A 24554-nucleotide genomic window follows, 5' to 3' on the forward strand; every position below is an offset into this window, starting at 1 on the left:
CGAATCAGCAGACTGGCGTCGTCGCTGGAAACAGCGGTGCACCACACCCATCTCTGCAAGGAGCGCACCGATGCCCGCCGATTTTGCCGATCGCACCGATTTCGACAACGCCAATCGCGGTCTTGTCGCCGTACTCGAACCGGCGCAGGTCCGCGCCGACGACGGCAAGCTCGTCTATGACGCAGCGGGCTTCGCCGCGGCGACCGCCGGCGACTGCCCCGACACAGTGAACCCGAGTCTCTGGCGCCAAGCACAACTGACGGCGATCCATGGACTGTTCGAGGTCACCACGGGGATCTATCAGATCCGCGGCTACGACCTGTCGAACATGACGCTCGTCGAGGGCGAGACGGGGGTGATCGTGATCGACCCGTTGGTCTCCGCGGAGTGCGCCGCGGCCGGGCTCGCGCTGTACCGGGAGCATCGTGGCGAGCGCCCGGTGACCGCGGTCATCTACACCCACTCCCACATCGACCACTTCGGTGGCGTCCTCGGTGTCGTGGACGCCGACACCACCGTGCCGATCGTCGCCCCCGAGCATTTCCTCGAGCATGCGGTCTCGGAGAACGTCTACGCCGGCGGCGCGATGCTGCGGCGCGGGATGTACCACACCGGGGTCGTTCTCCCCGTCGGCGCCACCGGCACTCTGGGAGCGGGCCTCGGACCCAGCACATCGACCGGCACCGTGGGGCTGCTCGCCCCCACGCTCGACATCACCCACACCGGCCAGGAGGAGACCTTCGACGGCGTCCGCATGATGTTCCAGGTGACGCCCGGAACAGAGGCACCGTCGGAGATGAACTTCTACTTCCCCGACCATCGCGCGCTCTGCCTGGCGGAGAACGCGACCCACAACCTGCACAATCTGCTCACGCTGCGAGGCGCTGAGGTGCGCGACGCGCGGAACTGGTCGCGGTACCTCGCCGAGGCGATCGAAATGTTCGCCTATGAATCGGATGTCGCGTTCGCCTCGCACCACTGGCCCACCTGGGGCACCGACGAGCTGATCAGGTACCTCACCGAACAGCGCGACCTGTACGCCTACCTTCACGACCAGACGCTGCGCCGCCTCAACCAAGGGCAGGTGGGTACCGAGATCGCCGAGGACTTTCCCATGCCGCCCGCACTGGACGCCGCCTGGCACACCCACGGCTACTACGGCTCGGTCAGCCACAACGTCAAGGCGATCTACCAGCGTTATCTCGGCTGGTACGACGGCAACCCGGCCCACCTGTGGCAGCACCCCCCGGAGGCGGCAGGCGCCCGCTACGTCCGCGCGATCGGGGGGATCGACGCCGCCGTCGCACGAGCCCGGGAGTTCGCAGAGGAAGGCGATCTGCGCTTCGCGGCCGAACTCGCGAGCCACGCGGTGTTCGCCGAGCCGGAACACACCGGGGCGAAGGAGGTGCTCACCGAGGTGCTGACCCGACTCGGCTACGGCTCCGAGTGCGCGACCTGGCGGAACAACTTTCTCGTCGGTGCCAGCGAGATCGATGGCCCGCCGCATCCGGCCGAGGTCAGTGCGGCCGGAATGGCCACCGCGCTCACGATCACACAGATCTTCGACAGCATCGCGATCCGCATCGACGGTCCGCGAGCGTGGGATGTGACGGCGACGATCCGCTGGCACTTCACCGACGTGGACGAGACCTACCGCATGGAGTTGTCCCACGGCGTGCTGATCCACTATCCGACAACGCGATCCGATCCGACAGACCTCGTCGTGGAGCTCACGACGCCGCAGTTGCTCGACCTGCTGGCAGGATCCGGAACCGATGCGATCACCATGGAAGGCGACGCCACAGCGATCACGAGAATCGTCGAACTGACCGATGCCCCCGACCCGGCGTTCGCCATCGTCACCCCGTAATCGCGGCGGCGCACACCGCTGCCCGTGCGCGTCGCGTGGGCATCGGCCCGATCAGCATTCTGCCCCGAGCGGTGGCGGGCGAGAAGCATTGTGTCCCGCAATCCACGGGCACTCGCTACGCGGCGACCGGAGAGATCGCCGACGGGCCGGTCACCAACCGGCCTGTATACGTCGCGATCGGAGTGTCCACCGCAGGTGAACGCGACATCCGCCCCCACAAGCGCGAGGGACCCCCACGCCTATGGGTCGGCAGGCCGAAGCAGGCACGAGAGGCGGTGGCGTGGCTGCTCGACGGTTCCGGAATTCATCGCCGCGTTCCTCGCCACCCGTTACGCCGCCTGGTCCGGGGGCGATCCGCCGGGACGGCCGCGCGTGGAGAACCCACCCTCCCCGGACACTCGACGGTGATCCCCACCGGGTTCCGGCTCGCCTCGGGAAAACGTCAGCCCGTCCCGGCGTGGTGCACAGTGGGTGCCCGTTCCGGAATTGCGCGAACACCGGGTAACACCGAACGGCGCCTTCTCCACAGCCAGGCCGCACCGACCCACAGCTGCTGATAAGCGATCCCGACCACCAGCGACGCGGCGAACGCGAACCACGGGTCGATGTCCCGCAAGTACTGGTTGACGGTGAAGTGCGTCAGATAGATGAACAACGAGGCACTCGCCAGCACCTCCATGGGGCGGACGAGCAACGCAGGCAACCACAGTCGCGGAACCCAGACGAGCAGCAGCAACCCGGCGACAACCAGCGCGGTTCGTTCCGGCTCGGCGTGGAAGAAACCCGGCACCGTCGCGAGCGCCACCGCGCTCACCACCACCCGCTGCCACACCGCGACCGCGCGCGCCGCCGCCCAGCCGAGGGGGAACAGCCAGAACACCACGTACGACGCCAGGATCTGGCTGGTCGGGGTGTGCGGTCCGATCACCTGGTAGCGGGTGAGCAGTCCCGCGGCCACGAGCACCAGGGGAAACACGAACGGGAAGCGCCGTTCTCGTTCGTCGACCCACGGGATCGCGAGCAGCACCGAGACCGCGAGCACGATGTACACCAGCGCCTCGACGAACCAGTACCGCCACTCGCGGGTCCAGGCGTCGGGCCCGAACACGCCGTTGAGGAGGAAAACACTGCTCAGCGGATGGACACCGCTGACGGCGACGATGCCCCCGATCCACACCGTGCTCGGCAGGACGATGCGCGCCAGGGACGCCGCCGCATGGCGGAACCGGGCCCCGCGGGATCCCTCCAGAGTGAACCGCGCGAAGTTGTATCCCGCGGCGGCGAGCAGCACGTGCGCGCCACCGACGAGCGCGAACAACTGAAGATGCGACCCGACGATGAAGACGATGGCCAGCGCCCGGATCAGCACATTCGTCTCGACGGTGCGCAGCCCGCGCCGGGGCCGGCCCGTCGCAGCGGCCAGTTCGCGCAGCGGAGTGGTGTGCCAGTTTCCCGGCAGGGTCCCCAGGACCTTCTCGAGCCGCACCGACATCCGCACGTAGGTGAGCGAGTCACCGCCGAGGCCGACGAAGGTGCTGTCGTCGGTGACGTCGTCCGTCGCGAGGATCTCCGCGTAGAGCGCCCGCATCCGGGACAGGTCGACCGGCCCGGCCTCGGTGGGCGGTTCATCGGCTCTGTGGCCGGCCAGCGCGGCGACGGCACGGAAGTCGGGCTTGCCGTTCTCGGTGCGCGGCAGCTCCGCGACCGGGAGCACACGCACTGCCGCCTCGGGGAGCCCGCTCGCGTCGGCCGCCAGCTCGCGGACGTGCCGTGTATCTGCATCGACAGCCGCGACGATCAGGTGCTCGTCCCCGCCGGCGCAGCAGGCGACCAGTCCGTGATCGGCGAGCACGGCGTCGACCCGCTGCAGGTCGATGCGCAGACCGAACAGTTTCGCGAAGCGGGAACGGCGTCCGACGATGCGGTACAGGCCGGCGTCGGTGCGGACCGCCAGATCCCCGGTCCGCAGTTCGTCGACGGCCCGGCCCGAGGCCAGATCGCCGGGTCCGGTCGCGTACCCGAGCATCACGTTCGGTCCGGTGTAGACGAGTTCCCCGGCGCCGTCGTCGCACTCGGCGACCGGATCTATGCGGAAGGAACCACCGGGCACCGGGATGCCGATGGTGTCCGGATGCTGCGCGGCACGTTCCGGCGGCAGATACGCCATGCGGGCGGTGGCCTCGGTCTGCCCGTACATGACGAAGAACTCGAAACCGCGGCGCTGCCCGAGCGCGGTGTAGCCGCGGACCCGCTGCGGGTCGAGCCTGCCTCCGGCCTGTGTGATGTACCGCAGGGAGGGCAGGTCCAGGTCGGCGAAACCGACGCGGTCGAGCAGGTCGAACGTGTACGGGACGCCCGCGAGAGCGCTCACGCGGTGGTCGCGCACCAGATCCCAGAATTCCGGCTCCGTGACGGACCGGTCGGTGAGCACTACGCCCGCGCCGCGCAACAGGTGACTGTGCAGCACCGACAGGCCGTAGCAGTAGTGCATCGGCAGGGTCGTGATCGCACGGTCGGTGTCCCGGATGCCCAGATACGTGGCGATCGACTCGGCGTTGGCCTGCACGTTGTCGTGGGACAGGCGAACCAGCTTCGGTGATCCGGTGGATCCGGAGGTGCTAAGCAGCAGCGCCAGTTCCGGATGCAGGTCGTGGGTCGTGCCGGGGGCGAATTCGTCGATACGGCCGTCGTCGACGACGACGTCGGGACGATAGGTCTCGATCATCGTGGCCAGGTTGCCGGCATTGCCGCCGGGCACGAGCAGCACCGGATGCCCCACCGACAGTGCCGCGAGGTAGGCGACGATCGGATCGAGGGTATGGGCGCCGGCGATCAGGACGAGCCGACGGGTCGGGCCGAGGCTGCGGGCGACGGATTCGACTCGGTCGGCCAGGTCACGGTAGGTGATGTCGCGGTCGTCGACGACGAGCGCGGTTCGTTCACCGTGAGCGGCGAGGCCCGAGGCGAACGGCACCCGCGAGCGCTCGACGAGCTCGGTGGAACGGGAAAGCACCGCAAGAGTCTAGAAGGTTCGGCGTGGCCGAGAACAGGGCCTGTCGGATTCTCGCCGCACCGACGGGGCGCTGACCAGGCAGTTCGCGCGTGGCGCAGGAGAAGACGCCGGAGCGGCCACCGTGCCGGTGCCACCGTTCGGGGGGCCGGCGAGGACCGGACCACCCCACCGCTCGTCGGTACAGTGGGTTTCGGAGAACCGGTTGCACGAACGACGCAACCGACGCGAAACGAATCCGGAGCGATCGTGAACAGTGAACGGGGCGAGTCACCGGCCTCGCCGTCAGAGATGCTGGACCGCCTCAAGCTGTGGCGGGCCGGTATCGCGTTGCGGCCGTCCCTGAACCTGGTCTACCGGATCGTCGTCGCCGTGGCCGGAACCGCCGTGCTCGCGCTCGGCATCGTCGCGATCCCCTATCCCGGTCCGGGTTGGCTGATCGTGTTCGCCGGACTCGGCATCCTCGCGTCCGAGTTCACCTGGGCGCGGCGGATCCTGCACGCCGTCCGTACCCGGTACGACCGGTTCATGGCGTGGTTCTCGAAGCAGTCGTGGGTCGTGCGCGGCGCGGGCGCTCTCGGCACGGGCGCCGTCGTCCTCGTGACACTGTGGCTCCTGGGCACGTTCGGTCTCGTCGGCGGCTGGGCCGGTCTCGAATACTCGTGGATGGAAAGCCCGCTGTGATCGCGTGTTTCAGCGACTGACGGCCTTCTGATAGCGGCGAATCGCCAAGGGCACGAACACGATCAGCATCAGGGCCGTCCACAGCAGCGAGGCCAGGATCGGATTCTGGAGGGGCCACACCTCCGGCGCCGGCATCATCGGATTCGTGTTCCCGAACAGTTCACGCACCGCCTGGGTCAGGGCGGACATCGGATTCCATTCGGCGATCGTGCGCAACACCGGCGGCATCGAGGACGGATCGACGAACGTGTTCGCGATGAACGACAACGGGAAGATCACCATGAAACTCGCGTTGTTGAACACCTCCGGCGTGCGGATCCACATGCCGATGACCGCCATCACCCACGACAACGCGTAGGCGAACAGCAGCAGGAGCAGATACCCGGCGGCGGCCTCACCCAGCGACGTGTTGATGCGCCAGCCCACGACGAGACCGGTCAGCGACATCACGATCAGGCTCACCACATTGATGAGCACATCGGTCGTGGTCCGTCCGATCAACACGGCGGACGGGGCCATCGGCAGGGACCGGAACCGGTCGATGATCCCCTTCTGCAGGTCCTCGACCATGCCCAGACCGGTCCACGTGGACCCGAAGATCACCGTCTGCGTGAAGATGCCCGCGATGAGGAACTCCCGGTACGACATACCCGGGATGTCGATGGCGCTGCCGAACACGTACGCGAACAGCAACACGAACATGATCGGCGAGAGGATCGTGAACACGATCAGGTCGGGCACGCGCTTGATCTTGATGACGTTGCGTTTGGCGATGGTGAGCCCGTCGGACGCGACCATCTGCACCGAGTTCACTGTGCCGAATCCTTCCGGTCGTCGGCCTCGTGGCCGGTCAGGGTGAGGAACACGTCGTCGAGTGTCGGTTTGCGCAGCGCCGCATCCACCACCCGCACGTCCGCGGCGGAGAGCTTGCCCAACGCGACGACCAGCGCTTCCGCGCCGCCGGCCGGAGACGAACCGATCGGGATCGTCAGGGTTGCCGCGCCGCCGTCGACCTGGATCTCCCCTGCGGCGACGGATTCGAGTTCTCGCACCGCGATCTCGCGATGTTCCGGATCGGGAATGCCCAGTTCGATGCGCTCACTCCCGACGAGGCTCTTGAGTTCGTCCGCGGTCCCCTCCGCGATCACGCGACCGCGGTCGATCACCGCGATGTCGTCGGCGAGCCGTTCGGCTTCCTCCATGTACTGCGTGGTGAGCAGGAGCGTCGTGCCCCGCGCCACCAGTTGTTCGATGACCTCCCACAAACCGAGCCGGGCGCGCGGGTCGAGACCGGTGGTGGGTTCGTCGAGGAACAGCACGGGCGGTTCGGCGACGAGTGCGCCCGCGAGGTCGAGGCGCCGGCGCATACCTCCGGAATAGCCTTTGACCGGCCGGTCGCCTGCCTCGACGAGATCGAATCGGTCGAGCAGTTCGCGGGCGCGTTCCCGGCTGCGTCTGGCACCGAGATGATAGAGACGGCCCACCATCTCCAGGTTCTCGAAACCCGTCAGGTACTCGTCGACCGCCGCGTACTGCCCGGACGCCCCGATGTGCGACCGCAGGGCACGGGCGTCGGCGACGACGTCGAATCCGGCGACCTCGGCGCGGCCGGAGTCCGGCACCAGCAGCGTGGTCAGGACGCGAACGGCGGTGGTCTTCCCTGCACCGTTCGGTCCGAGCAGCGCGGTCACCGTCCCCTCGGGTACCCGCAGGTCGACGCCGTCGAGCGCCCTGACCTTCCCGTAGGTCTTGATCAGTCCTGCTGCGACTATGGCGTCGACCATCGGTCCTCCCCTGACCGTCGTGTGCTGCCCAGTCCGTCGTGTTGCTGCCCAGTCTGCCCGACGGCACCGACAAGTGGCGACCGGTTTTCTCCGCAGCGGCTCTCAGCCGTCCGCGCGCAGCTTCGCCTGGAACCGGCGCATGCCGGCGATCCAGCGGTCGTAGTCGGCACCCTTGTAGCGGTACATGTCGAGAACTTCGGGATGCGGCAGGATCAGGAAATGCTCCTCCTCGAGCGCGGCGAGGACGACCTCCGCGACCTCGGACGGCTCGAGCACCTTCCCCGCGGCGGTGACCGCGCGTGTCGCCATGTCGCCCAGCCCGGTGCCGGATCGTTCCCCTTCGCGCAGCAATGCCGTCTCGACGCCCATCGGACACAGACACGACACACGGATTCCCTTGTCGCCATAGGTGACCGAGAGCCATTCCGCGAATCCGACGGCCGCGTGCTTCGTCACCGAGTAGGTTGCCGATCCGATCTGGGTCAGCAGGCCGGCCGCGGATGCGGTGGACACGAAGTACCCCTCCCCACGCTCGAGCCACCCGGGCACGAGCAATCGGGCAGCACGGATGTGGGCGCGCACGTTCACGTCGAATGTGCGATCCCAGACGGACTCGTCGGCATCCAGGCCCGGCGCGCCGGTGATTCCGGCGTTCGCGAAATACAGTGTGACCGGTCCGAGTTCGCGCTCGGCCCGGTCGACCACCGTCCGGATCCCCTCGTGGTCGGCGACGTCGGCCCGCACGCCGACGGCCGATCCGGTTCCGGCCGGATCGAGTTCGGCCGCGACCTTCTGCGCGGCGTCGCCGTCGAGATCCGCGAGCAGAACCCTCGCCCCCGACGCCACCAGTCCTCCCGCGATCGCGGCACCGATACCGCCTCCCGCTCCGGTGACGACCGCAACCTTGCCCTCGACCTGCACTTCGACCCCTTTCGCCACGATGCCCGGCGCGATTCGCGACGATGCTCGTCCGTGTCTAGCCGACCTCGAGACCGCAGGCAACGTCCTGCCACGAAACCGGGCGGACCGCGCGGCGACCTGCTGTACTCGAGAACGGTTGCATCAGCACGATTCGTCCAGGGGCCACAGCGGCCCGGATCGGAAGCGGTCGAACATGAGCATCGAGAAACCCGCAGCCTCGGGAGTCGGTTCAGGATCGGCTCTGGTCCTGGCGGTACTCGCGTCGGGGCAGTTCCTCATGACTCTCGACAGTTCGGTGATGAACGTGTCGATGGCGACGGTCGCGCAGGACGTCGACACCACGATCACGGGCATCCAGACCGCGATCACCCTGTACACCCTGGTGATGGCATCGCTGATGATCACCGGCGGGAAGATCGGCTCCATCATGGGGCGGCGCAGGGCGTTCGGTCTCGGACTCATCGTCTACGGCATCGGATCGTTCGTCACCGGAATCGCCCCCAATCTCGGGATCCTGCTGCTGGGCTGGTCCCTGCTCGAAGGCATCGGCGCCGCGCTGATCATGCCCGCGATCGTGTCGCTCGTCGCATCGAACTTCTCTCCCGAACGCCGTGCAGCGGCGTACGGCCTGGTCGCTGCCGCCGGGGCCATGGCGGTAGCGGTGGGTCCGTTGCTCGGCGGTGCGGTGACGACCTACGCATCGTGGCGGTACGTCTTCTTCGGTGAGGTCGTCGTGGTGGTGGTGATTCTGCTGGTTCTGCGCAAGGTGCAGGACGTGCCGCCGCAACGTACCCGGCTCGACCTCGTCAGTTCGGTGTTGTCCGTGATCGGGCTGGCCATGGTCGTCTACGGGGTGTTGCGGTCGAGCGAATGGGGCTGGGTCCGTTCCAAGTCCGGTGCCCCACAGGTGATCGGCATGTCACCGGTCATCTGGCTGGTGATCGGCGGGATGCTGGTTCTCTACCTGTTCCTCCGACGTCAGCACTTCCTGACCGAGCGGGGACGTGAGGCGCTCGTCGATCCCGCTCTCCTGACGAACCGGCGGCTCACCGGCGGACTCGGAATGTTCTTCGCGCAGTTCGCTGTACAGGCCGGGGTGTTCTTCTCCGTGCCGTTGTTCCTGTCGGTGGTTCTCGAACTGAGCGCGGTCCAGACCGGCGTCCGCATTCTGCCGCTGTCGATCGCACTGGTGCTCGCGGCGATCGGAATACCCAAGCTGTGGCCCCACGCGAACCCACAGCGCGTCGTCCGGCTCGGGCTCGGATCGATGATCGTGGGCATCCTGATTCTCACCGCCGGCATGGATCCCGGTGCCGAGGCGGCAGTGGTATCGATCCCGATGCTGCTGATGGGTCTCGGATTGGGGGCGCTGGCCTCCCAACTCGGTGCGGTCACCGTGTCGGCGGTACCGGACTCGCGCAGCGCCGAGGTCGGCGGCCTGCAGAACACCGCCACCAATCTCGGTGCGTCGTTGGGGACCGCGTTGATCGGGTCGATTCTGATCGGCACGCTCACGTCCTCGGTCGTGGCGGGGATCGAGGACAATCCGGCGGTCCCGGCGTCCGTTCAGCAACAGGCCACCACCGACATGGCGGGCGGGGTTCCGTTCCTGTCGGACACCCAGCTCGCGAGCGCGCTGGACGAGTCCGGAGTCGACGCCGCCACCCGGCAGGTGGTCGTCGACGTCAACTCGGAAGCTCGGCTCGAGGCGTTGCAGGTCGCGTTCGCCGTCACCGCGCTGATCGCGGTGGGCGCGTTGTTCGGGACGGGCCGACTGCCCCGTCGGGCCGTCGGCAGCGGAGGCGACGGTCAGCGCACCTCCGGAGACGCGGAGCCCGACGACTGACGACGCGGCAGGGCCAGTTCGCGCAGCCGCACCCAGTCCAGTGCCGGCGCCGGAACACGCACGCCCGGTCGGTTCCGGGGAACGCGCACCCGCAACGCCCCCGGGGTGATCGTGCACCGCACCGGTGTCGGCACCCGCAGGGACTCGCCGTCGACACCGACCGGGATGTCGGGTGCGTCGGCGTCGACGACCACCTCGGTTGCGGTGCGCTGCACGAGCCCTCGGCTGCGCGCGCGGTTCAGCAGACCCACCGCCTGCCGGGCACCGGACACCGCGATCGCCACCACCCCGAGCCGGCCCCGGTCGAGCCGGGTGCGCCGGCCCAGCCCGGCCAGATCGTCCGTGGTGTAGGGCCCGTTGCTGACGAGGATCGCCTGCGGACCGTCGACGAGTTCCCCGTCGATTCGGGCACGCAACCGCACACCGCTGCTGCCTGCGAGCAGATCCGGCAGCATCTCCAGAACGGTCCCGGTCTTGTCGTCGCGATAGTGGGGGCTCTGCACGATGTCGGCGTACACCCCGAACGAGGCATTGTTGACGAACGTACGGCCGTCGATATCGCCGAGATCGACGTGCAGCTCGACTCCGTCGCGCAACGCATCGAGGCAGGCCGCGGGGTCGTCACGGTCCAGACCGAGGTCGAGCGCGAAATGGTTGCGGGTGCCGGCGCTGATGACGAGAAACGGCAGGTCGTGTGCGGCGGCGATCCCCGCGACGAGCGCCTGGGTACCGTCGCCACCGGCCACCCCCAGCAGATCCGCACCGCGCGCGACCGCTTCGAGCGCCAGCGCCTCGACGTCGACGGGCTCTGGCCCGTCGAGCAACGCGACCGTCGCGCCCAGTGCCTCTGCCTTGTTCTGCAGATCGAACGCGATCACCTTCCCGCCGCCGGAACGCGGATTCATCACCAGGAAGGGTTGATTCACCGGTGTCGCGGGATACTCGGGCTGACCGGTCTCGTCGTGGTGGATCCGCAACGCCGCGCGGGCACACACGAGAGCGAGAGCGACGAGAACACCCGCGACGACCACCACCCAGAGGCGCCGCTCGTGAATGTACAGCGCCAGCACCACGATCGGCACGACGACGGCCAGGGCGAGCGCCCCGGCCCGGAGCACACCGCGCCGGGACAGGAACCAGTAGACCGCGGCCACGGTGACCGCGACCGCGACGATCCCCACGACCACGAGCAGCACGGCGCCGCCGAGGCCCGCCTCGACGATCGGCACGACGATCGCGGCGAGCACACACAGCCCGGCGGCCCGCGCCCACCAGCGCGCCGCGCCCGGAACCTCGTCGACGACGGCGGACACGATCCGCTACCCGCTCGGCGTCTCGGCGTCGTCCGACGGCGTGGTGCCGGCGTCGGACTGCGCCTGCCAGGTGCGCACGGGACGCACGAACACTTCCAGGACCAGCAGTGCGAGGAGCACACCGATCACGATCCACACGACGACCAACCCGGTGGGGTAACGCCAGAACGTCAGCAACAGCGCCCCGACCGCGATGATCGCCACTCGCAACGGAACCCGGGCCCGGGCCACCCAGAGTTCGACCTCGTTCGGTGGACGTGTGCGCCGCACGCGTTGCACGGCATCCAGTCCACGTCCGAATCCACGGCGCACCGCGGTGGCCGACGCCGATCCCCCGGTCAGATAGGCGGCCAGGGCGATCACCAGCCCGAGGAGTGCCACGCCGCGAAGCGCCGCCCGCAGCGGCACCAGCACGGTGTCGATGAGCGTCGTGGCCGCGTCGGGAGACAGCACGTCGGGCGGTATGTTGTCGAGATAGATTGCGCGCCCGATGATCAACGCGATCGCGAGGACGAGCATCCCGAGCGCGAGGGCGACACCGACGAACGCGAGGGCACGCAGCCGCCGGCCGGCCGGTGCGACGACGACGGCGGCCACCGCCGCGGCGATGGTCACCCACGGCAGGATGCCGGATGCCTTGTCCAGCGCGGACACAGCGCGTTGCGCACGTACGAGATCCGGCGACTGGAACAGCACGAACTGCTTGTCGATCGCCGGGATCTTCTCCGCGAACGTGAAACCCCGATCGATCAGCCGTGCCTTCACGTTGTCGATGACCGTGCCCAGCGAGATGCTCACGGTTCCGGACTCGTCCACCGTCACCGACGACGGTCCGACCTCGCCCGTCACGACCGCGACCAGACCGGTGTGGGCGGCACGGTTCGCCTGGATCCACAGGTCGTCGAACTGGTCGCTCTGCACCAGCGACAGCACGGTCTCGTTGACGAAGCTGCGTGCCTGCCCGGCGATCACCGGAGCAAGTCCTTCGATCGCGCGATCGAGACGCGGCGCGTTCTCGGTTGCAGGCACCACGTCGGTGAGCGCCGCCAGCGCGTCCGCGGTGAGTTGCTGGACGTCGACTCTCGCGAAGATCTCGTCGGTGACGGTGTTGGCGATCTCGTTCTGGATCGCGGGGTCCGACCCGAGCGGGGCCACCGTGGTGACGTAGCGGTCCGTGTCCAGGATCTCTCCGCGCACGAACCGCGCCGACACCGTCGCGATCGCGAGGATCGCGACGAGGACGGTCAGGATCGTCACCGCCGTCCACCTCAGCGCGTGGCGAGGTTCCCGCGCCGACGGCGTGACCGCGGGCGAGACCTCCGCGGCCTGCGACCGCAGGGTCGCGACCTCGGCGCGCAGTCGCTCCAGTTCGGCCCGCTCGCCCGAGGCGAGCGGGCCGTCCGGGACACCCGATCCGGTCTGGCCGGCACCCGATGTCATGGCAGTGGGGCGATCAGTAGAGCTCGGGCTGTGGCTTCCACGTCGACACCGCCCAGATGACCACGATGTCGAGCGCGATGATCAGGATCGACCACCACGGGTAGTACGGCAGCCACAGGAAATTCGCGATGATCGACAGCGCCGCGATGATGACCGCGGTGACCCTCGCCCACGTCTGACCCGCCATCAACGCGATACCCACGAGGACCATGAGGATGCCGAGAACGATGTGGATCCAGCCCCAGCCGGTGAAGTCCAGCTTGTACATGTATTCGACGCCGCGCACGAACACTTCGTCCTCTGCGACGGCGGCGATACCTTGGAAGAGGGAGATGATGCCGAGGGTCACGAGGATCACCGCGGCTCCGATGGAGGTCCCCGCGGCGATCCCTTGTCTGACCCCGCCGTCCCCCTGATTGACACGCACATCTTCGGACATATCGGTCCCTTTCACGAAGTGAGTGGTATCGGTAGTATGCGCGCGGTTCGCCTTCTCGGCATGTTTTTGATCATCGAGATCGGGACACCGGCCCACAGCCGACACGGGGCGGGGCCCGGGCGGGAATTGCGCGGGGCGGCACTGGATGTCGGCGGCGTCCCGCCTGCCAGCGGAAACACGGCGGAGCCCGGCGCGGAGGGCTATCGTCGAGGAGGCCGAAACGCAGTACCCGTCCTCTCACGAAAAGAGACCACCGTGACCGGTACCGAACTCGACGAGATGGGGCCCATCGACTATCTCGTCATCGAATTCCCTGCCGACCGCCCTCCGAACGGTTCCGCACTGCCGCACCTCGTCGACCTGGTCGAGCGCGGCATCATCCGTGTGCTGGACCTCGAATTCGTCCAGAAGAGTACCGACGGGTCCGTCACGGGTATCGACATCGCCGACGTCGGCCTCGAAGGCGACTTGGACGTGACGTTGTTCGCCGAAGCGTACTCCGGGCTGCTCGACGACACCGATCTCGCCGACGCCGGCGAGGCACTGGAGCCCGGGTGCTCGGCCGCCGTCCTGATCTACGAGAACACCTGGGCCGCGCCGTTGGCAACAGCATTGCGCCGCAACGGCGCTCAGCTCGTCGCTTCCGGCCGGGTGCCGGTACAGAGCATCCTGGCGTCGCTCGACGCCCTCGAATCCGAGAGCTGACGACAGCCGCACATCCGAGAGAAAGGTCGAATCCATGCCCGGATTGCTCCGCGGCGTCGCCCGGACCGCCGTCATCGCGGGAACCGCGACGTCCGTATCGAATCGGGTCTCGCGTCGCCAGGGCCGACGTTGGGCTCAGCAGGAACAGGAAGAGTACGCGCGAGCGCAGCAGCAGGCCGCGCCGACACCGCCGCCACCGCCGCCCGCGCCCCCGGCTTCGGGTGGCGTCGACCGGCTCGAGGCACTCAAGCAGCTCGGCGAGCTGAAAACTCAGGGCGTTCTGACCGACGCCGAGTTCGAAGCGGAGAAGGCCCGCATCCTCGCCGGCTGACTCCGCGTGCACGCCTCTCCCGGCGCGCCCTCCCAACGACATTCGGGATGAGCGCGCCGGGAGCCGAGGCGACCGTCCGCGTCAGCTCACGGTCGTCTGCCCCAGTGCGCGGGCCTTGAGCTGCTGGAACTCCGCTTCGTTGATCACACCCGAGTCCAGCAGCGCCTTCGCCTCCGAAATATGTTCGGCGGGAGACTTTCCCGCCACCTGGCGGATGTACTCGTCCGTGGCCTGTTTGGCCTCGGACTGCGCCTCTCGTGCACGCGCTGCCATCCCCCGGCCGCGGACCACCAGGTACACGAGCGCACTCAGGTACGGGAACAGCACCAGCACGATCAGCCACGCGGCCTTGGCCCAGCCGGAGAGATGGTGATCCCGGAACAGGTCGACCAGGATCTGGAACAGCACGATCAGGTACGCCACGAAAGCGAACACCACGACCGTGTACCACACGTAATCCCAAAACGAATCCATGACGTGAACCCCTTCCGAGTAACCGTGCAAACCGATCCCTCCCGAGGAGGGATCCACCGGCTATCTTTGCTCCCGCGGGGCGCGCAAACCCCGAACTTCGCGAAAAAAGGGATATTCGGGTCTGCTCAGATACCGGCGCGCGCCTTCACCAGGCCCTGGTCGATCGCGTCGACGAGCTGCTGCCGGTCGCGCTCGTTGCGCTGCGAGTAGACGTCGGCGAACGTGGCGATCGCGTCGTCGAATTCCGCGTCGGAACCGAGGTACGCCGCGATCGAGATGCGATCGCTCGACCGCGCGTGCCCGTAGGCGAGCACCCGGCCGCACAACCTGCCGTACAACGTCATTCCCGTCGGGGTCATCGCTTCGACGACCGCAGAGCCCTTGCCGTCGCGGAGCTGGCGGATGTAGAAGTCCCGGCGGATCCCGTCGGCGCCGGTCCCCTGCTGCCAGCCGAGGAAGATGTCGCTGGCGGCCTGCATCAGCCGCTGCCCGTTGACGACGCGTTCACCCTCGTTCGAGAACGTCGGCCCGTTCACGTAGTCCGCCAGCACGGAGCGCTGCGCTTCCTTCGCCTGCAGGAACAGGGGATCGTCGTCGTCCTTGCCTCGCATGAGCAGGATCCATGCCCGGGTTCCGACACTGCCGACCCCGACGACCTTGCGGGCCGCCTGCACGAACTCGAACTGCTCGAGCAGGACGCGGCGGTCCCATTGGAGTGTCGCCCGGTAGGACCGGATCCGCTGATGGAGCTCCTGATAGATCAGTTCGGTGTCGAGATCCGCGAAGACCTCCTCGACCGGGACGATGAGCGGTGGTGCGCTGATGATCCGGCGTTCCCCGTCCACCACCGTGGTCAGCTTGCCGAGCGCCTGCACGCTGTCGCGGTGCATCGACTTCTCGATCAGCTTGCGCGTGCGTTTCTTCATCGACGAATCGAGTTCGTCCCGCAGATCCACGAGTTCGGTGGACGGTTCGACGTGCGAGTACCAGACCGCGAGGTTTCCTCGCTCGGCCTGCGCAAGCATCGTCTCGCGGTATTCGGCGGCACACGCCCGGGTGATCCGTTTGCGTTCCTTGCCGGTGAACCCGTTGTCGCGAGCGGCGACCGCGAGACTCGCCACGAGCCTCTTGACGTCCCATTCGAACGGACCGGGATAGGTCTCGTCGAAGTCGTTGACGTCGAACGCCAGCTTGCGTTCCGGGGTGGCGAAGATCCCGAAGTTGCTCAGGTGCGCGTCGCCGCACAACTGGGAATGCAGCCCGCTGTCCGGCGTGCGGGACAGGTCGTCGGCCATCACGAGGGCGGCGCCGCGATAGAACGCGAACGGTGAACTCGACATCCGTCCGTAACGGACCGAGATCAGTTGGGGGATGCGGGTCTCGGCCTGCTTCCGGAGCAGGGCCAGCGGGTCGCGGCCGTCGTCGGGTGAGACTTCGGCGAGCGCGGCGATCGGGGTGGCGCGCCGCGCCGCGAGACCGACCTCGACACGCTCTTCACGCGTGGGGTGCGGAACGACGTGCCCGTTCGTGTCCGACATGGCTGATCCCTCCGAGCGGCTGCGCCGTCGTTCCGGTCCACACGGCCGGTCGTCCGGCAAGCAGGATGTGCGGGTGCCGGCGGCCGGCCGGCGGGTTCCACGGTATCCCGCTCACGGCGCCACGGTGCGGCGAACGACGCACCGATCGCCGTGTGCGGCCGAAGGACCCACCCGCCGGGCGCGACCGAGAGGCGCGGCCCGCTCGGAGAAGCGGTCAGCCGGTCACGCGTGCCGCGTTGCCCGCATCGACGGGCAGCACCGTGCCGCTGATGTGCGAGGATCCCTCGGCGGCGAAGAACAGCACGACCCGGGTGATCTCCGCGGGGTCGAGCCACGGCACCGGCTGTGCGTGCAGGGACGTGAACACCGGGGCCACGTCGTCGGCGGTCGGCTTCTCGAGGTCGGGCCGCAGCATGCCGTACAGGAAGTCGTTGTGGATCATCGGGGTCGAGATGTTGCCGGGAGCGATCGCGTTGACGGTGATGCCGTGCTGGGCGAGGTCGAGCGCGGCGCTCTTGGTCAGACCGATGACCCCCCACTTGGACGCGCTGTAGGCGGCCATGTTCGTGTTGCCGGCACGTCCGAGCATCGAGGATATCGTCACGATCCGGCCGTAGCCGCGCTCGATCATGCCGGGCGCGACCGCCCCGATGGTGTTGAACACGCCCGTGAGGTTCGACGAGATCGCCTCGTCCCACATGTTCTGCGGCATCATCTGCACCGGTGCGGCCACGGAAACCCCGGCGTTGGCGACCGCGATGTCGATGCGGCCGAACTCGTCGGTGGCGCGCGCGACGAGGGCGTCGAGTGCGCCGCGGTCGGCAGTGTCGAGTTTCTCGGCGATCACCCGCCGGCCGGTGGCCTCGACCAGGCGGACGGTTTCGGCGAGGTCGTCGTCGGTCGCGAGTGGGTAGAACACCGCGTCGCTGTTCTCGCAGCGATCACAGATCACGATGTCGGCGCCGCGCTCGGCGAGGGCGACCGCGTGTGAGCGCCCCTGTCCGCGTGCGCCACCGGTGATCAGCGCGACCTTGCCTTCGAATTCGTTCACGTCCACTCCTGTGTCTCGGCTGTCGGAACATCGATACGTGAGTGGGATCGGTTCTACCAGAACCGATCCCACTCAACGGGCCACGGAGGTCAGCGCGTCAGGACCAACCCCGACGTGGGCACCCCGGTGCCGGCCGTGACAAGGACGTTCTCGACGTCCGCAACCTGGTTGACCGACGTGCCACGGACCTGCCGGACCCCCTCCGCAATGCCGTTCATCCCGTGGATGTACGCCTCGCCGAGCTGACCGCCGTGCGTGTTCAGCGGCAGATGCCCGCCGAGTTCGATACCGCCGTCGGCGATGAAGTCCTTCGCCTCACCGGGCTTGCAGAACCCGAGTTCCTCGAGCTGCATGAGCACGTACGGGGTGAAGTGGTCGTAGAGGACCGCCGTCTGCACGTCCTGCGGCGTCAGACCCGACTGTTCCCACAACTGGTTGCCGACGATCCCCATCTCCGGCAGACCCGTCAACCCGTCGCGGTAGTAGCTGGTCATGATGAACTGGTCCTGCGCGCTGCCCTGGGCCGCACCGGCGATCAGCACCGGTGCCTGCTTCAGGTCCTTCGCGCGTTCGGGGGTGGTCACCACGATCGCGACACCGCCGTCCGACTCCTGACAGCAGTCGAGCAGGTGCAGCGGCTCGGCGATCCACCGGGAGTTCTGGTGGTCCTCGATCGTGATGGGCTTGCCGTAGAAGAACGCGTTCGGGTTGGTCGCGGCGTGCTTGCGGTCCGCGACCGCGACCGCACCGAAATCGGCACTCGTCGCGCCGGTCACGTGCATGTACCGTTGCGCGGTCATCGCGACGAACGACGCCGGCGTGCTCAGACCGTGCGGATACGAGAACGCGTTGTCGGTGCCGGACGAGTTGACCTGCGTGGCCAGTGCCGAGTTGACCTGGCCGAAGCGGGCACCCGAGCGCTCGTTGAATGCGCGGTAGGCGACGACGACGTCGGCGACGCCGGTGGCCACCGCCATGGCAGCCTGCTGCACCGTCGCGCACGCGGCACCGCCGCCGTAGTGGATGCGCGAGAAGAACTTCAGGCTCGGGATCCCCACCGAGCGCGCGACCGCGACCTCGGTGTTGGTGTCCATCGTGAACGAGGTGAGACCGTCGACGTCCTCGGGGCGCAGCCCGGCATCGTCGAGGGCGGCGCGAACCGCTTCCGCGGCCAGCCGCAGTTCACTGCGCCCGGAATCCTTGGAGAAGTCGGTGGCGCCGATCCCGACGATCGCGGCGCGACGGGACAGCCCGCTCATGCGGTACCTCCGATCACGAGGGTGGCCTTCGCGTTGATGTGGTTACCGAGACTGTTGCTGCCCACGATGTCGAGGGTGATCAGACCGTCCTCGACGGAGGCGACGGTGCCGGTCAGGTTCAGCGTGTCGTACGCGTACCAGGGCACACCGAGCCGCAGCGAGATCGACTTGACAACGGCGCGCGGGCCCGCCCAATCGGTGACGTAACGCTGCACCAGGCCGGTGTCGGTGAGGATGTTGACGAAGATGTCCTTCGAGCCCTTTTGCTGCGCGAGGTCGCGGTCGTGGTGGACGTCCTGGAAATCCCGGGTGGCCAGCGCGGACGACACGATGAAGGTCGGGTCGCCGTGGATGGACAGGGCGGGCAGGGTTTCCCCCGCGGTCACGGTCCCGATGTTCGAATGCACGGTGTTCATGCGGTCTCCTGACGGGGTGTCCAGGCGTAGAGCGTCCACGGCTGTCCGCCGGTCTCCTCGTCGCCGGGGAAGTCGAGGTAGGTCACCTCGACGGGCGCGCCGATGCGCACGTCGGCGGGATCGACGCCGCGCAGCTCACCGAGCATGCGGATACTTCCCCCGTCGCTTCGCTCGCCCCCAGCGCCCTCCTCCAGCTCGACCAGCGCGACCACGAACGGCAGCGAGCGGCCCGGCACCTTCGGGGCGTGGTGCACGACGTAACTGAAGACGGTTCCGCGCCCGGAAGCGACGACATAGTCGGTGGTTTCGGTCTTGTCGAGCCACAGCGCGGCGACCGGCGGGTGCTGCAGGGAGCCGTCGGGCCGACGCTGGATGCGCAGCTCGTGCGCGGCGACGCCGTCCCAGAAGAACTGCGTGTCCTGCGACGCAGACGGCCGCAGCATCCGGGTCGGGTCGAGATCCTCCGGCACGTCCGCGGTGTCCGCGACGGGTGCCGGTTCCTTGACCGGAGGAGCGAATTTCAGGATGCGGAACAGCATTTCGGCGACGACCTCGTCGCCGACCTTCCAGATGTTGCGTGTGGTGAAGAACCATCCCTCGCCGAGACCGGTCTTCTTCGGGCCCACCACATCCTCGAGGGTGGACTCGATCGTGACCTCTTCACCGGGGCGCAGATAGCGGTGGTAGACCTGGTCGCAGTTCGTCGCGACCACCGAGGTGTACCCGGCATCGTCCAGGATGTTGGTCATCCGGCCGAGCGGATCGTCCTCCTCGCGCTGTGCGCCGAGTCCGCGCATCGTCCAGACCTGCGCCATCGCCGGCGGCGCGACGAGCCCGCCGTGCCCCGCCGCGGCCGCGGCGTCCTCATCGGTGTAGATCGGGTTCTCGTCGCCGATCGCCTCGAGCCAGTTCCGGATCATCGGCATGTTCACCGGGTCGCGACCGGAACGGGCCTTCGACGGGCCGTCGCTGCGGACACGTTCGGCGGCGGCGAGGATCTCCTCGGGTGTCGTCATCGGAAGTCCCTCTCTCACCGCGGGACCCGGGGCATGCCCAGGCCCGCCGTCGCGATCAGCTCGCGCATCACCTCGTTGACGCCGCCACCGAAGGTGATGACGAGGTTCCGCTTGATCTGCATGTCCAGCCAGCTCAACAACTCACCGGTGGCGGGATCGGCGGGATCGCCGTGACGGCCGACGATCTCCTCCGCGAGGCGCCCGACCCGCTGGATGCGTTCGGTGGCGAACACCTTGGTTGCCGAGGCGTCCGCGATGTCGACCGCCTCTGATTCGCTCGCCGCGACCTGCCAGTTGAGCAGTTCGTTGAGCCGGAAGGTCGCGTGGATCTCGCCGAGCGCGCGACGGACATCCGGTTCGCCGAGCAGATCGTTCGCCTTCGCCCATTCGGACACGTGGTCGTAGAGACCGCCGACCTTGCCGGCCGGTCCGAGCATGACGCGCTCGTGGTTGAGCTGGGTGGTGATCAGCTTCCAGCCCCGGTTCTCCTCGCCCACGAGCATGTTCGCCGGGACCCGCACGTCGCTGTAGTAGGTCGCGTTGACGTGGTGGGCGCCGTCGCACGTGATGATCGGGGTCCAGGTGAACCCGGGATCGGTGGTGTCGACGATGAGGATCGAGATGCCGCGGTGCCGCGAGTCTGCGGCACCGGTGCGCACCGCGAGCCAGATGTAGTCGGCGTCGTGGCCACCGGTGGTGAAGATCTTCTGGCCGTTGACGATGTAGGTGTCGCCGTCGCGCACGGCGCTGGTGCGCAGCGCGGCCAGGTCGGTGCCGGCCTCCGGTTCGGAATAGCCGATCGCGAAGTGCACCTCGCCGGCGAGGATGGCGGGCAGGAACTTCCGCTTCTGTTCCTCGGTGCCGTACACCTGCAGGGTCGGTCCGACGGTCTGCAGGGTCACGCTCGGCAGCGGCACGTCGGCGCGGACCGCTTCGTTGGCGAAGATCTGCTGTTCGATCTCGCCGAAGCCGCGGCCACCGAATTCCTTCGGCCAGCCGACTCCGAGCCAGCCGTCCTTACCCATGCGGCGGATGACCTCACGATAGGTGGGGCCGTGCCGTTCGGTGCGCATGATCGCGGCCTCCTCCGGGGAGATGAGGTCCGCGAAATAGGCCCGCAGTTCCGCCTGCAGCGCGCGCTGCTCGTCGGTCAGATCGATGAACACCGGGCCCCCACGAGGTCGAGTCGGTACGAGGCGCCGCCGATGAGGCGCGCCAGATCCTTGGCGGTCGAGGAATAACGGTGCAACGGGTAGGTCACGTCGACCCCGATGCCACCGTGCAAGTGGTGCAGGACACGCATCGCGGGCGGCAGTTCCTCGGCGATCCAGTACGCGGTGACGTCCAGATCGTCGTCCACCGTCGCCGAGCGGGCCCCGTCGTGGGTGACGCGCCAGTTCGATGCGAGCGCCGCGACGTGCAGGGTGCGCGCGGTGACGTAGACGTCGGCGATCTGCTGTGCCACGGCCTGGAAGGTCGCGAGCGGCTTGCCGAACTGGTGCCGCGTGCTCAGGTGCTCGGCGGTCAACGCCGTCGCACCGTCGAGCAGGCCGTCCGCATACGCGCCGATCGAGGCGAGCGCGAGACGGTACAGGACCGCGATGTCGGCGGCGGGGTCCGCCCCGTCGCCGAGGAGCACTCCGACCGCTCCGTCGAACCGTACCGAGAACTCGGGGTCGCCGGTCGCGGACGGGCTCGGGGTCGCGGTGACGCCCTCGGTCGTCGCGTCGACCGCGACGACACCGGCGTCGGTGGGTACCAGAATGTGCCGCGCGGTGCCGGCGTGCGGCACCGCGACGAAGTAGCCGGTGACCGCGTGGCCGCCGTCCACGGGCACTGCCGTCGCGGCCGGCGCGGCCGGGAAGGGCCGCCCCTGCTCGGACAGTGCCGCGGTGAGCACAGCGCCACCCGGAACGTCTGCGAGCAGAGCATCCTGCTGCGCGTCGGTGGCCAGTGCGACGACGGGAAGCACCCCGAAGCCGAGCGTGGCCAGGACCGGAACCGGGGCGGCCTTGCGCCCGATCTCGGTCAGCACCGTCGCGACCTCACCGACGCCGAGTCCGGCGCCGCCGAGGCGTTCGGGCAGAGCGAGTGCGAGCAGGTCGGCGCCGGCGAGCGCTGACCACAGATCGTCTGCGCTCAGGTCGCGGGCGAGCAGGTCGACGGCGACTTCCGCCACCGCCTCCTGCGTCTCGTCACGTGCGAAGTCCACAATTCCACCTTCGATTAGAACGTGTGCCACGTTGTAACACCCCTGAGCGGTTCCATGGAACGCAAGTCCCGGTCACCGGGGCAGCCCCAGCAGACGCTCCGCGGCCAGGCTTAGAAGAATCTGTTCGGTGCCGCCCGCGATGGTCAGGCAGCGCGTGTTGAGGAACTCCCGGCTGAGCGGTCCCTCGACCCAGCCCGCCTCCCCGGCCAGATCCATCGCCAGCTCGGACGTGTCCTGCCGTTGCCGAACACCGATGAGTTTGCGCACGCTCGACGCGGGCCCCGGGTCCTGACCGCCGAGCTGGGCGAGGGTCGTGCGCAGGTCGAGCAGGGAGCCGGCCATCGCCTCCCCGATCTGGACGGCGATGCGATCCTCGGCGACCGGGTCGCCGGGGCTGGACAACTCGATGAGGTCTTCGATGGCCTTGCCGAGCGACGACTTGCTGCCCATCGCGACCCGTTCGTTCGCGAGCGTGGTGCGCGCGAGTTTCCATCCGCCGCCGAGCGAACCGACCACGCAGTCGTCGGGCACGAACACGCCGTCGAGGAAGACCTCGTTGAACAGGGCGTCGCCGGTGATCTCGCGCAGCGGCGAGACGGTGATGCCCGCGGACTTCATGTCCACCAGGAAATAGGTGATGCCCTTGTGTTTCGGCGCATCACGGTCGGTGCGGGCCAGGCAGATCGCCCAGTCCGCGACCTGCGCGAGCGACGTCCACACCTTCTGCCCCTGCAGTTTCCAGCCGCCGTCGACCTTCTCCGCGGTCGTGCGCAGCGCCGCGAGATCGGAACCGGCGCCGGGCTCGGAGAAGAGCTGGCACCACACGACGTCACCGCGCAGCGTCGGCATCACGAACCGCTCGATCTGTTCCGGTGTGCCGTGTTCGAGGATCGTCGGCACCGCCCACCAGCCGATCACCAGATCGGGCCGGTCCACACCGGCGGCGGCGAGTTCCTCGTCGATGAGGATCTGCTCGGCGGCGCGGGCGCCACGCCCGTACGGGGCGGGCCAGTGCGGTGCGAGATAGCCGGACCCGGCGAAGGCGTTGCGGCGCTCCGGCTCGGAAAGACTTGCGAAAGAGGCTATCTCGGCGCGGATGCGGGCGCGGTCGTCGTCGAACTCCGACAGGTCGACACCGAGGTGGCGTCGCACCCCCGCGCGGGTGAGAGCCGTGACCCGTGCGCGCCAGGACGTGGATCCGCCGAGCAGTTGACGGGTGGCGACCGCGCGGCGCAGATAGAGGTGGGCGTCGTGTTCCCACGTGAACCCGATGCCGCCGAGCACCTGGATGGCGTCCTTCGCGGTCTGCACCGCGGCGTCGAGGGAGATCGCGGTCGCTACGGCCGCGGCGATCGGTAGTTCCTCCGGCGTGGCGTCGACGGCGGATGCCGCGTCCCACGCGGCGGCACGGATCTTCTCGGTGCGGCAGAGCATCTCGGCGCACAGGTGCTTGACGGCCTGGAAGGAGCCGATCGGTTTGCCGAACTGTTCGCGGATCTTCGCGTATTCGACGGCGGTGGTCAGTGCCCAGCCGGCGACCCCGGCGAGTTCGGCGGCGGCGAGTGTCGCGGCCAGGTCGCGGACCAGGCCGGCGCGTACGGTCACGACACGGTCGGCGGGGACCGCGACCGAGTCGAGGCGCACCCGCGCGAGGGCGCGGGACTTGTCGAGGGTGTCGAGCGGGTCGAGGTGCAGACCGGCACTGTCGGCGTCGACGAGTGCCCAGCGTTCGTCGTCCCCGCCGGAAGCGGTGGTACGGACGAGGACGGCGACGCCCGGTTCCGCGGCGATCGCCGGTCCGGCATCGCCGCTGAGAGTGAGGCCGTCGGCGGCTTCGGTGGCTCCGACCGCGAGATCGAGCGCGGCGGCGACCGGGATCGTGCCCTCGCCGAGCAGGGCGGCGGTCTTCGCCGCGGAGTCACCGCCGGAACCGAACACGAGGGCGGCGAGTGCGGTCGTGAGAACAGGTCCCGGTGCGAGTTCGTGCGCGGCCTGCTCGAGCATCACGGCCAGGTCGACCGTGGTGGCGCCGAGCCCGCCGGCGGATTCGGGGACGGCGACGCCGAACAACCCGAGTTCGGCGAGCGAACCCCACCCGGGCTGCCACATTTCCGCTGGCTGATGGCGTAGCTTGTCTATCGGTGCCGCGGCGCGCGCCCATGCACGCACGGAGGCCTGGACAGCCCGCTGCTCTTCGGTGGTGGCGATACTCACAGCGGATCTCCGCCTTTCAAAAAATGACATC

21 protein-coding genes are annotated in these 24554 nt (G+C 68.4%); 5 read left to right on the forward strand and 16 right to left on the reverse strand.

Annotated features, from left to right (window positions below):
* Positions 1-70 precede the first annotated feature (70 nt).
* A complete protein-coding gene (locus A8G15_RS03880) occupies positions 71-1870 on the forward strand; it encodes an alkyl/aryl-sulfatase (RefSeq protein ID WP_068155488.1) in 1800 nt (599 codons plus the stop codon).
* A gap of 442 nt (positions 1871-2312) precedes the next feature.
* On the opposite strand, the gene A8G15_RS03885 is transcribed toward A8G15_RS03880, so the two are convergent.
* On the reverse strand, positions 2313-4883 hold the full coding sequence (locus A8G15_RS03885) for an AMP-binding protein (protein WP_068155490.1): 2571 nt from the start codon (positions 4881-4883) through the stop codon (positions 2313-2315).
* Positions 4884-5171: 288 nt separating this feature from the next.
* Here A8G15_RS03885 and A8G15_RS03890 point away from each other — a divergent pair, with 288 nt between their 5' ends.
* Complete coding sequence (locus A8G15_RS03890; protein WP_068155695.1) at positions 5172-5564, forward strand: TIGR02611 family protein; 393 nt, start codon at positions 5172-5174, stop codon at positions 5562-5564.
* A gap of 9 nt (positions 5565-5573) precedes the next feature.
* Here A8G15_RS03890 and A8G15_RS03895 read toward each other — a convergent pair whose 3' ends face one another.
* The 3 genes from A8G15_RS03895 to A8G15_RS03905 all read right to left on the reverse strand — a co-directional run bounded on the left by A8G15_RS03895 (position 5574) and on the right by A8G15_RS03905 (position 8269).
* The gene (locus tag A8G15_RS03895; protein ID WP_068155492.1) at positions 5574-6377 is read right to left on the reverse strand and encodes an ABC transporter permease; all 804 of its coding nucleotides are present in this window, start codon (positions 6375-6377) and stop codon (positions 5574-5576) included.
* Entirely contained in the window at positions 6374-7348 is a 975-nt protein-coding gene (locus A8G15_RS03900) for an ATP-binding cassette domain-containing protein (RefSeq protein ID WP_068155493.1), read from the reverse strand. Before A8G15_RS03900 ends, A8G15_RS03895 begins: the two co-directional genes overlap by 4 nt.
* 102 nt (positions 7349-7450) lie before the next feature.
* Positions 7451-8269: an SDR family oxidoreductase gene (locus A8G15_RS03905; RefSeq protein ID WP_068155698.1), complete on the reverse strand. Its 819-nt coding sequence runs from the start codon at positions 8267-8269 to the stop codon at positions 7451-7453.
* 193 nt (positions 8270-8462) lie between these two features.
* Between A8G15_RS03905 and A8G15_RS03910 the strand changes: the two genes are divergently transcribed.
* A complete protein-coding gene (locus tag A8G15_RS03910) occupies positions 8463-10115 on the forward strand; it encodes an MFS transporter (RefSeq protein WP_068155495.1) in 1653 nt (550 codons plus the stop codon).
* Here the strand turns inward: A8G15_RS03910 and A8G15_RS03915 are convergent.
* Genes A8G15_RS03915 through A8G15_RS03925 form a run of 3 tightly spaced genes read right to left on the reverse strand, consistent with a single transcriptional unit; the run spans position 10079 to position 13307 of the window.
* Positions 10079-11428 (reverse strand): diacylglycerol/lipid kinase family protein, encoded by a 1350-nt coding sequence (locus A8G15_RS03915; RefSeq protein ID WP_082899638.1) that lies wholly within the window; start codon positions 11426-11428, stop codon positions 10079-10081. The two genes, A8G15_RS03910 and A8G15_RS03915, sit on opposite strands and share 37 nt — an antisense overlap.
* 6 nt (positions 11429-11434) lie before the next feature.
* Positions 11435-12868: a hypothetical protein gene (locus A8G15_RS03920; RefSeq protein ID WP_068155499.1), complete on the reverse strand. Its 1434-nt coding sequence runs from the start codon at positions 12866-12868 to the stop codon at positions 11435-11437.
* A 13-nt stretch (positions 12869-12881) separates the two neighbouring features.
* Positions 12882-13307, reverse strand: a complete 426-nt coding sequence (locus tag A8G15_RS03925) for a DUF7144 family membrane protein (protein WP_068155501.1) — start codon at positions 13305-13307, stop codon at positions 12882-12884.
* A gap of 279 nt (positions 13308-13586) precedes the next feature.
* On the opposite strand from A8G15_RS03925, the gene A8G15_RS03930 reads away from it, so the two are divergent.
* Positions 13587-14012, forward strand: coding sequence for a DUF6325 family protein (locus tag A8G15_RS03930; RefSeq protein ID WP_425415062.1), 426 nt, complete (start codon positions 13587-13589; stop codon positions 14010-14012).
* Positions 14013-14046: 34 nt separating this feature from the next.
* The gene (locus tag A8G15_RS03935) at positions 14047-14343 is read left to right on the forward strand and encodes an SHOCT domain-containing protein (RefSeq protein ID WP_068155504.1); all 297 of its coding nucleotides are present in this window, start codon (positions 14047-14049) and stop codon (positions 14341-14343) included.
* A gap of 81 nt (positions 14344-14424) precedes the next feature.
* Here the strand turns inward: A8G15_RS03935 and A8G15_RS03940 are convergent, their stop codons facing one another.
* The 9 genes from A8G15_RS03940 to A8G15_RS03980 all read right to left on the reverse strand — a co-directional run bounded on the left by A8G15_RS03940 (position 14425) and on the right by A8G15_RS03980 (position 24523).
* Positions 14425-14817 carry an SHOCT domain-containing protein gene (locus A8G15_RS03940; protein ID WP_068155505.1) on the reverse strand — a complete coding sequence of 131 codons (393 nt, stop codon included), beginning with the start codon at positions 14815-14817 and terminating at the stop codon, positions 14425-14427.
* 125 nt (positions 14818-14942) lie between these two features.
* A complete protein-coding gene (locus A8G15_RS03945; protein ID WP_068155508.1) occupies positions 14943-16355 on the reverse strand; it encodes a DUF2252 domain-containing protein in 1413 nt (470 codons plus the stop codon).
* A 214-nt stretch (positions 16356-16569) separates the two neighbouring features.
* On the reverse strand, positions 16570-17406 hold the full coding sequence (locus A8G15_RS03950; protein ID WP_068155700.1) for a mycofactocin-coupled SDR family oxidoreductase: 837 nt from the start codon (positions 17404-17406) through the stop codon (positions 16570-16572).
* An 89-nt stretch (positions 17407-17495) separates the two neighbouring features.
* On the reverse strand, positions 17496-18665 hold the full coding sequence (locus A8G15_RS03955) for a lipid-transfer protein (protein ID WP_068155510.1): 1170 nt from the start codon (positions 18663-18665) through the stop codon (positions 17496-17498).
* Complete coding sequence (locus tag A8G15_RS03960; protein WP_068155512.1) at positions 18662-19081, reverse strand: MaoC family dehydratase; 420 nt, start codon at positions 19079-19081, stop codon at positions 18662-18664. Before A8G15_RS03960 ends, A8G15_RS03955 begins: the two co-directional genes overlap by 4 nt.
* Positions 19078-20097, reverse strand: coding sequence for a bifunctional MaoC family dehydratase N-terminal/OB-fold nucleic acid binding domain-containing protein (locus A8G15_RS03965; protein ID WP_068155514.1), 1020 nt, complete (start codon positions 20095-20097; stop codon positions 19078-19080). Before A8G15_RS03965 ends, A8G15_RS03960 begins: the two co-directional genes overlap by 4 nt.
* Positions 20098-20111: 14 nt before the next feature.
* On the reverse strand, positions 20112-21263 hold the full coding sequence (locus A8G15_RS03970; protein WP_068155516.1) for an acyl-CoA dehydrogenase family protein: 1152 nt from the start codon (positions 21261-21263) through the stop codon (positions 20112-20114).
* On the reverse strand, positions 21248-22309 hold the full coding sequence (locus tag A8G15_RS03975) for an acyl-CoA dehydrogenase family protein (protein WP_068155518.1): 1062 nt from the start codon (positions 22307-22309) through the stop codon (positions 21248-21250). Before A8G15_RS03975 ends, A8G15_RS03970 begins: the two co-directional genes overlap by 16 nt.
* Positions 22310-22381: 72 nt before the next feature.
* Positions 22382-24523 (reverse strand): acyl-CoA dehydrogenase family protein, encoded by a 2142-nt coding sequence (locus A8G15_RS03980; RefSeq protein ID WP_068155520.1) that lies wholly within the window; start codon positions 24521-24523, stop codon positions 22382-22384.
* Positions 24524-24554: the final 31 nt, after the last annotated feature.

It is taken from the genome of Rhodococcus phenolicus, from assembly GCF_001646785.1.
GTDB classification, from domain to species: Bacteria; Actinomycetota; Actinomycetes; order Mycobacteriales; family Mycobacteriaceae; genus Rhodococcus; species Rhodococcus phenolicus.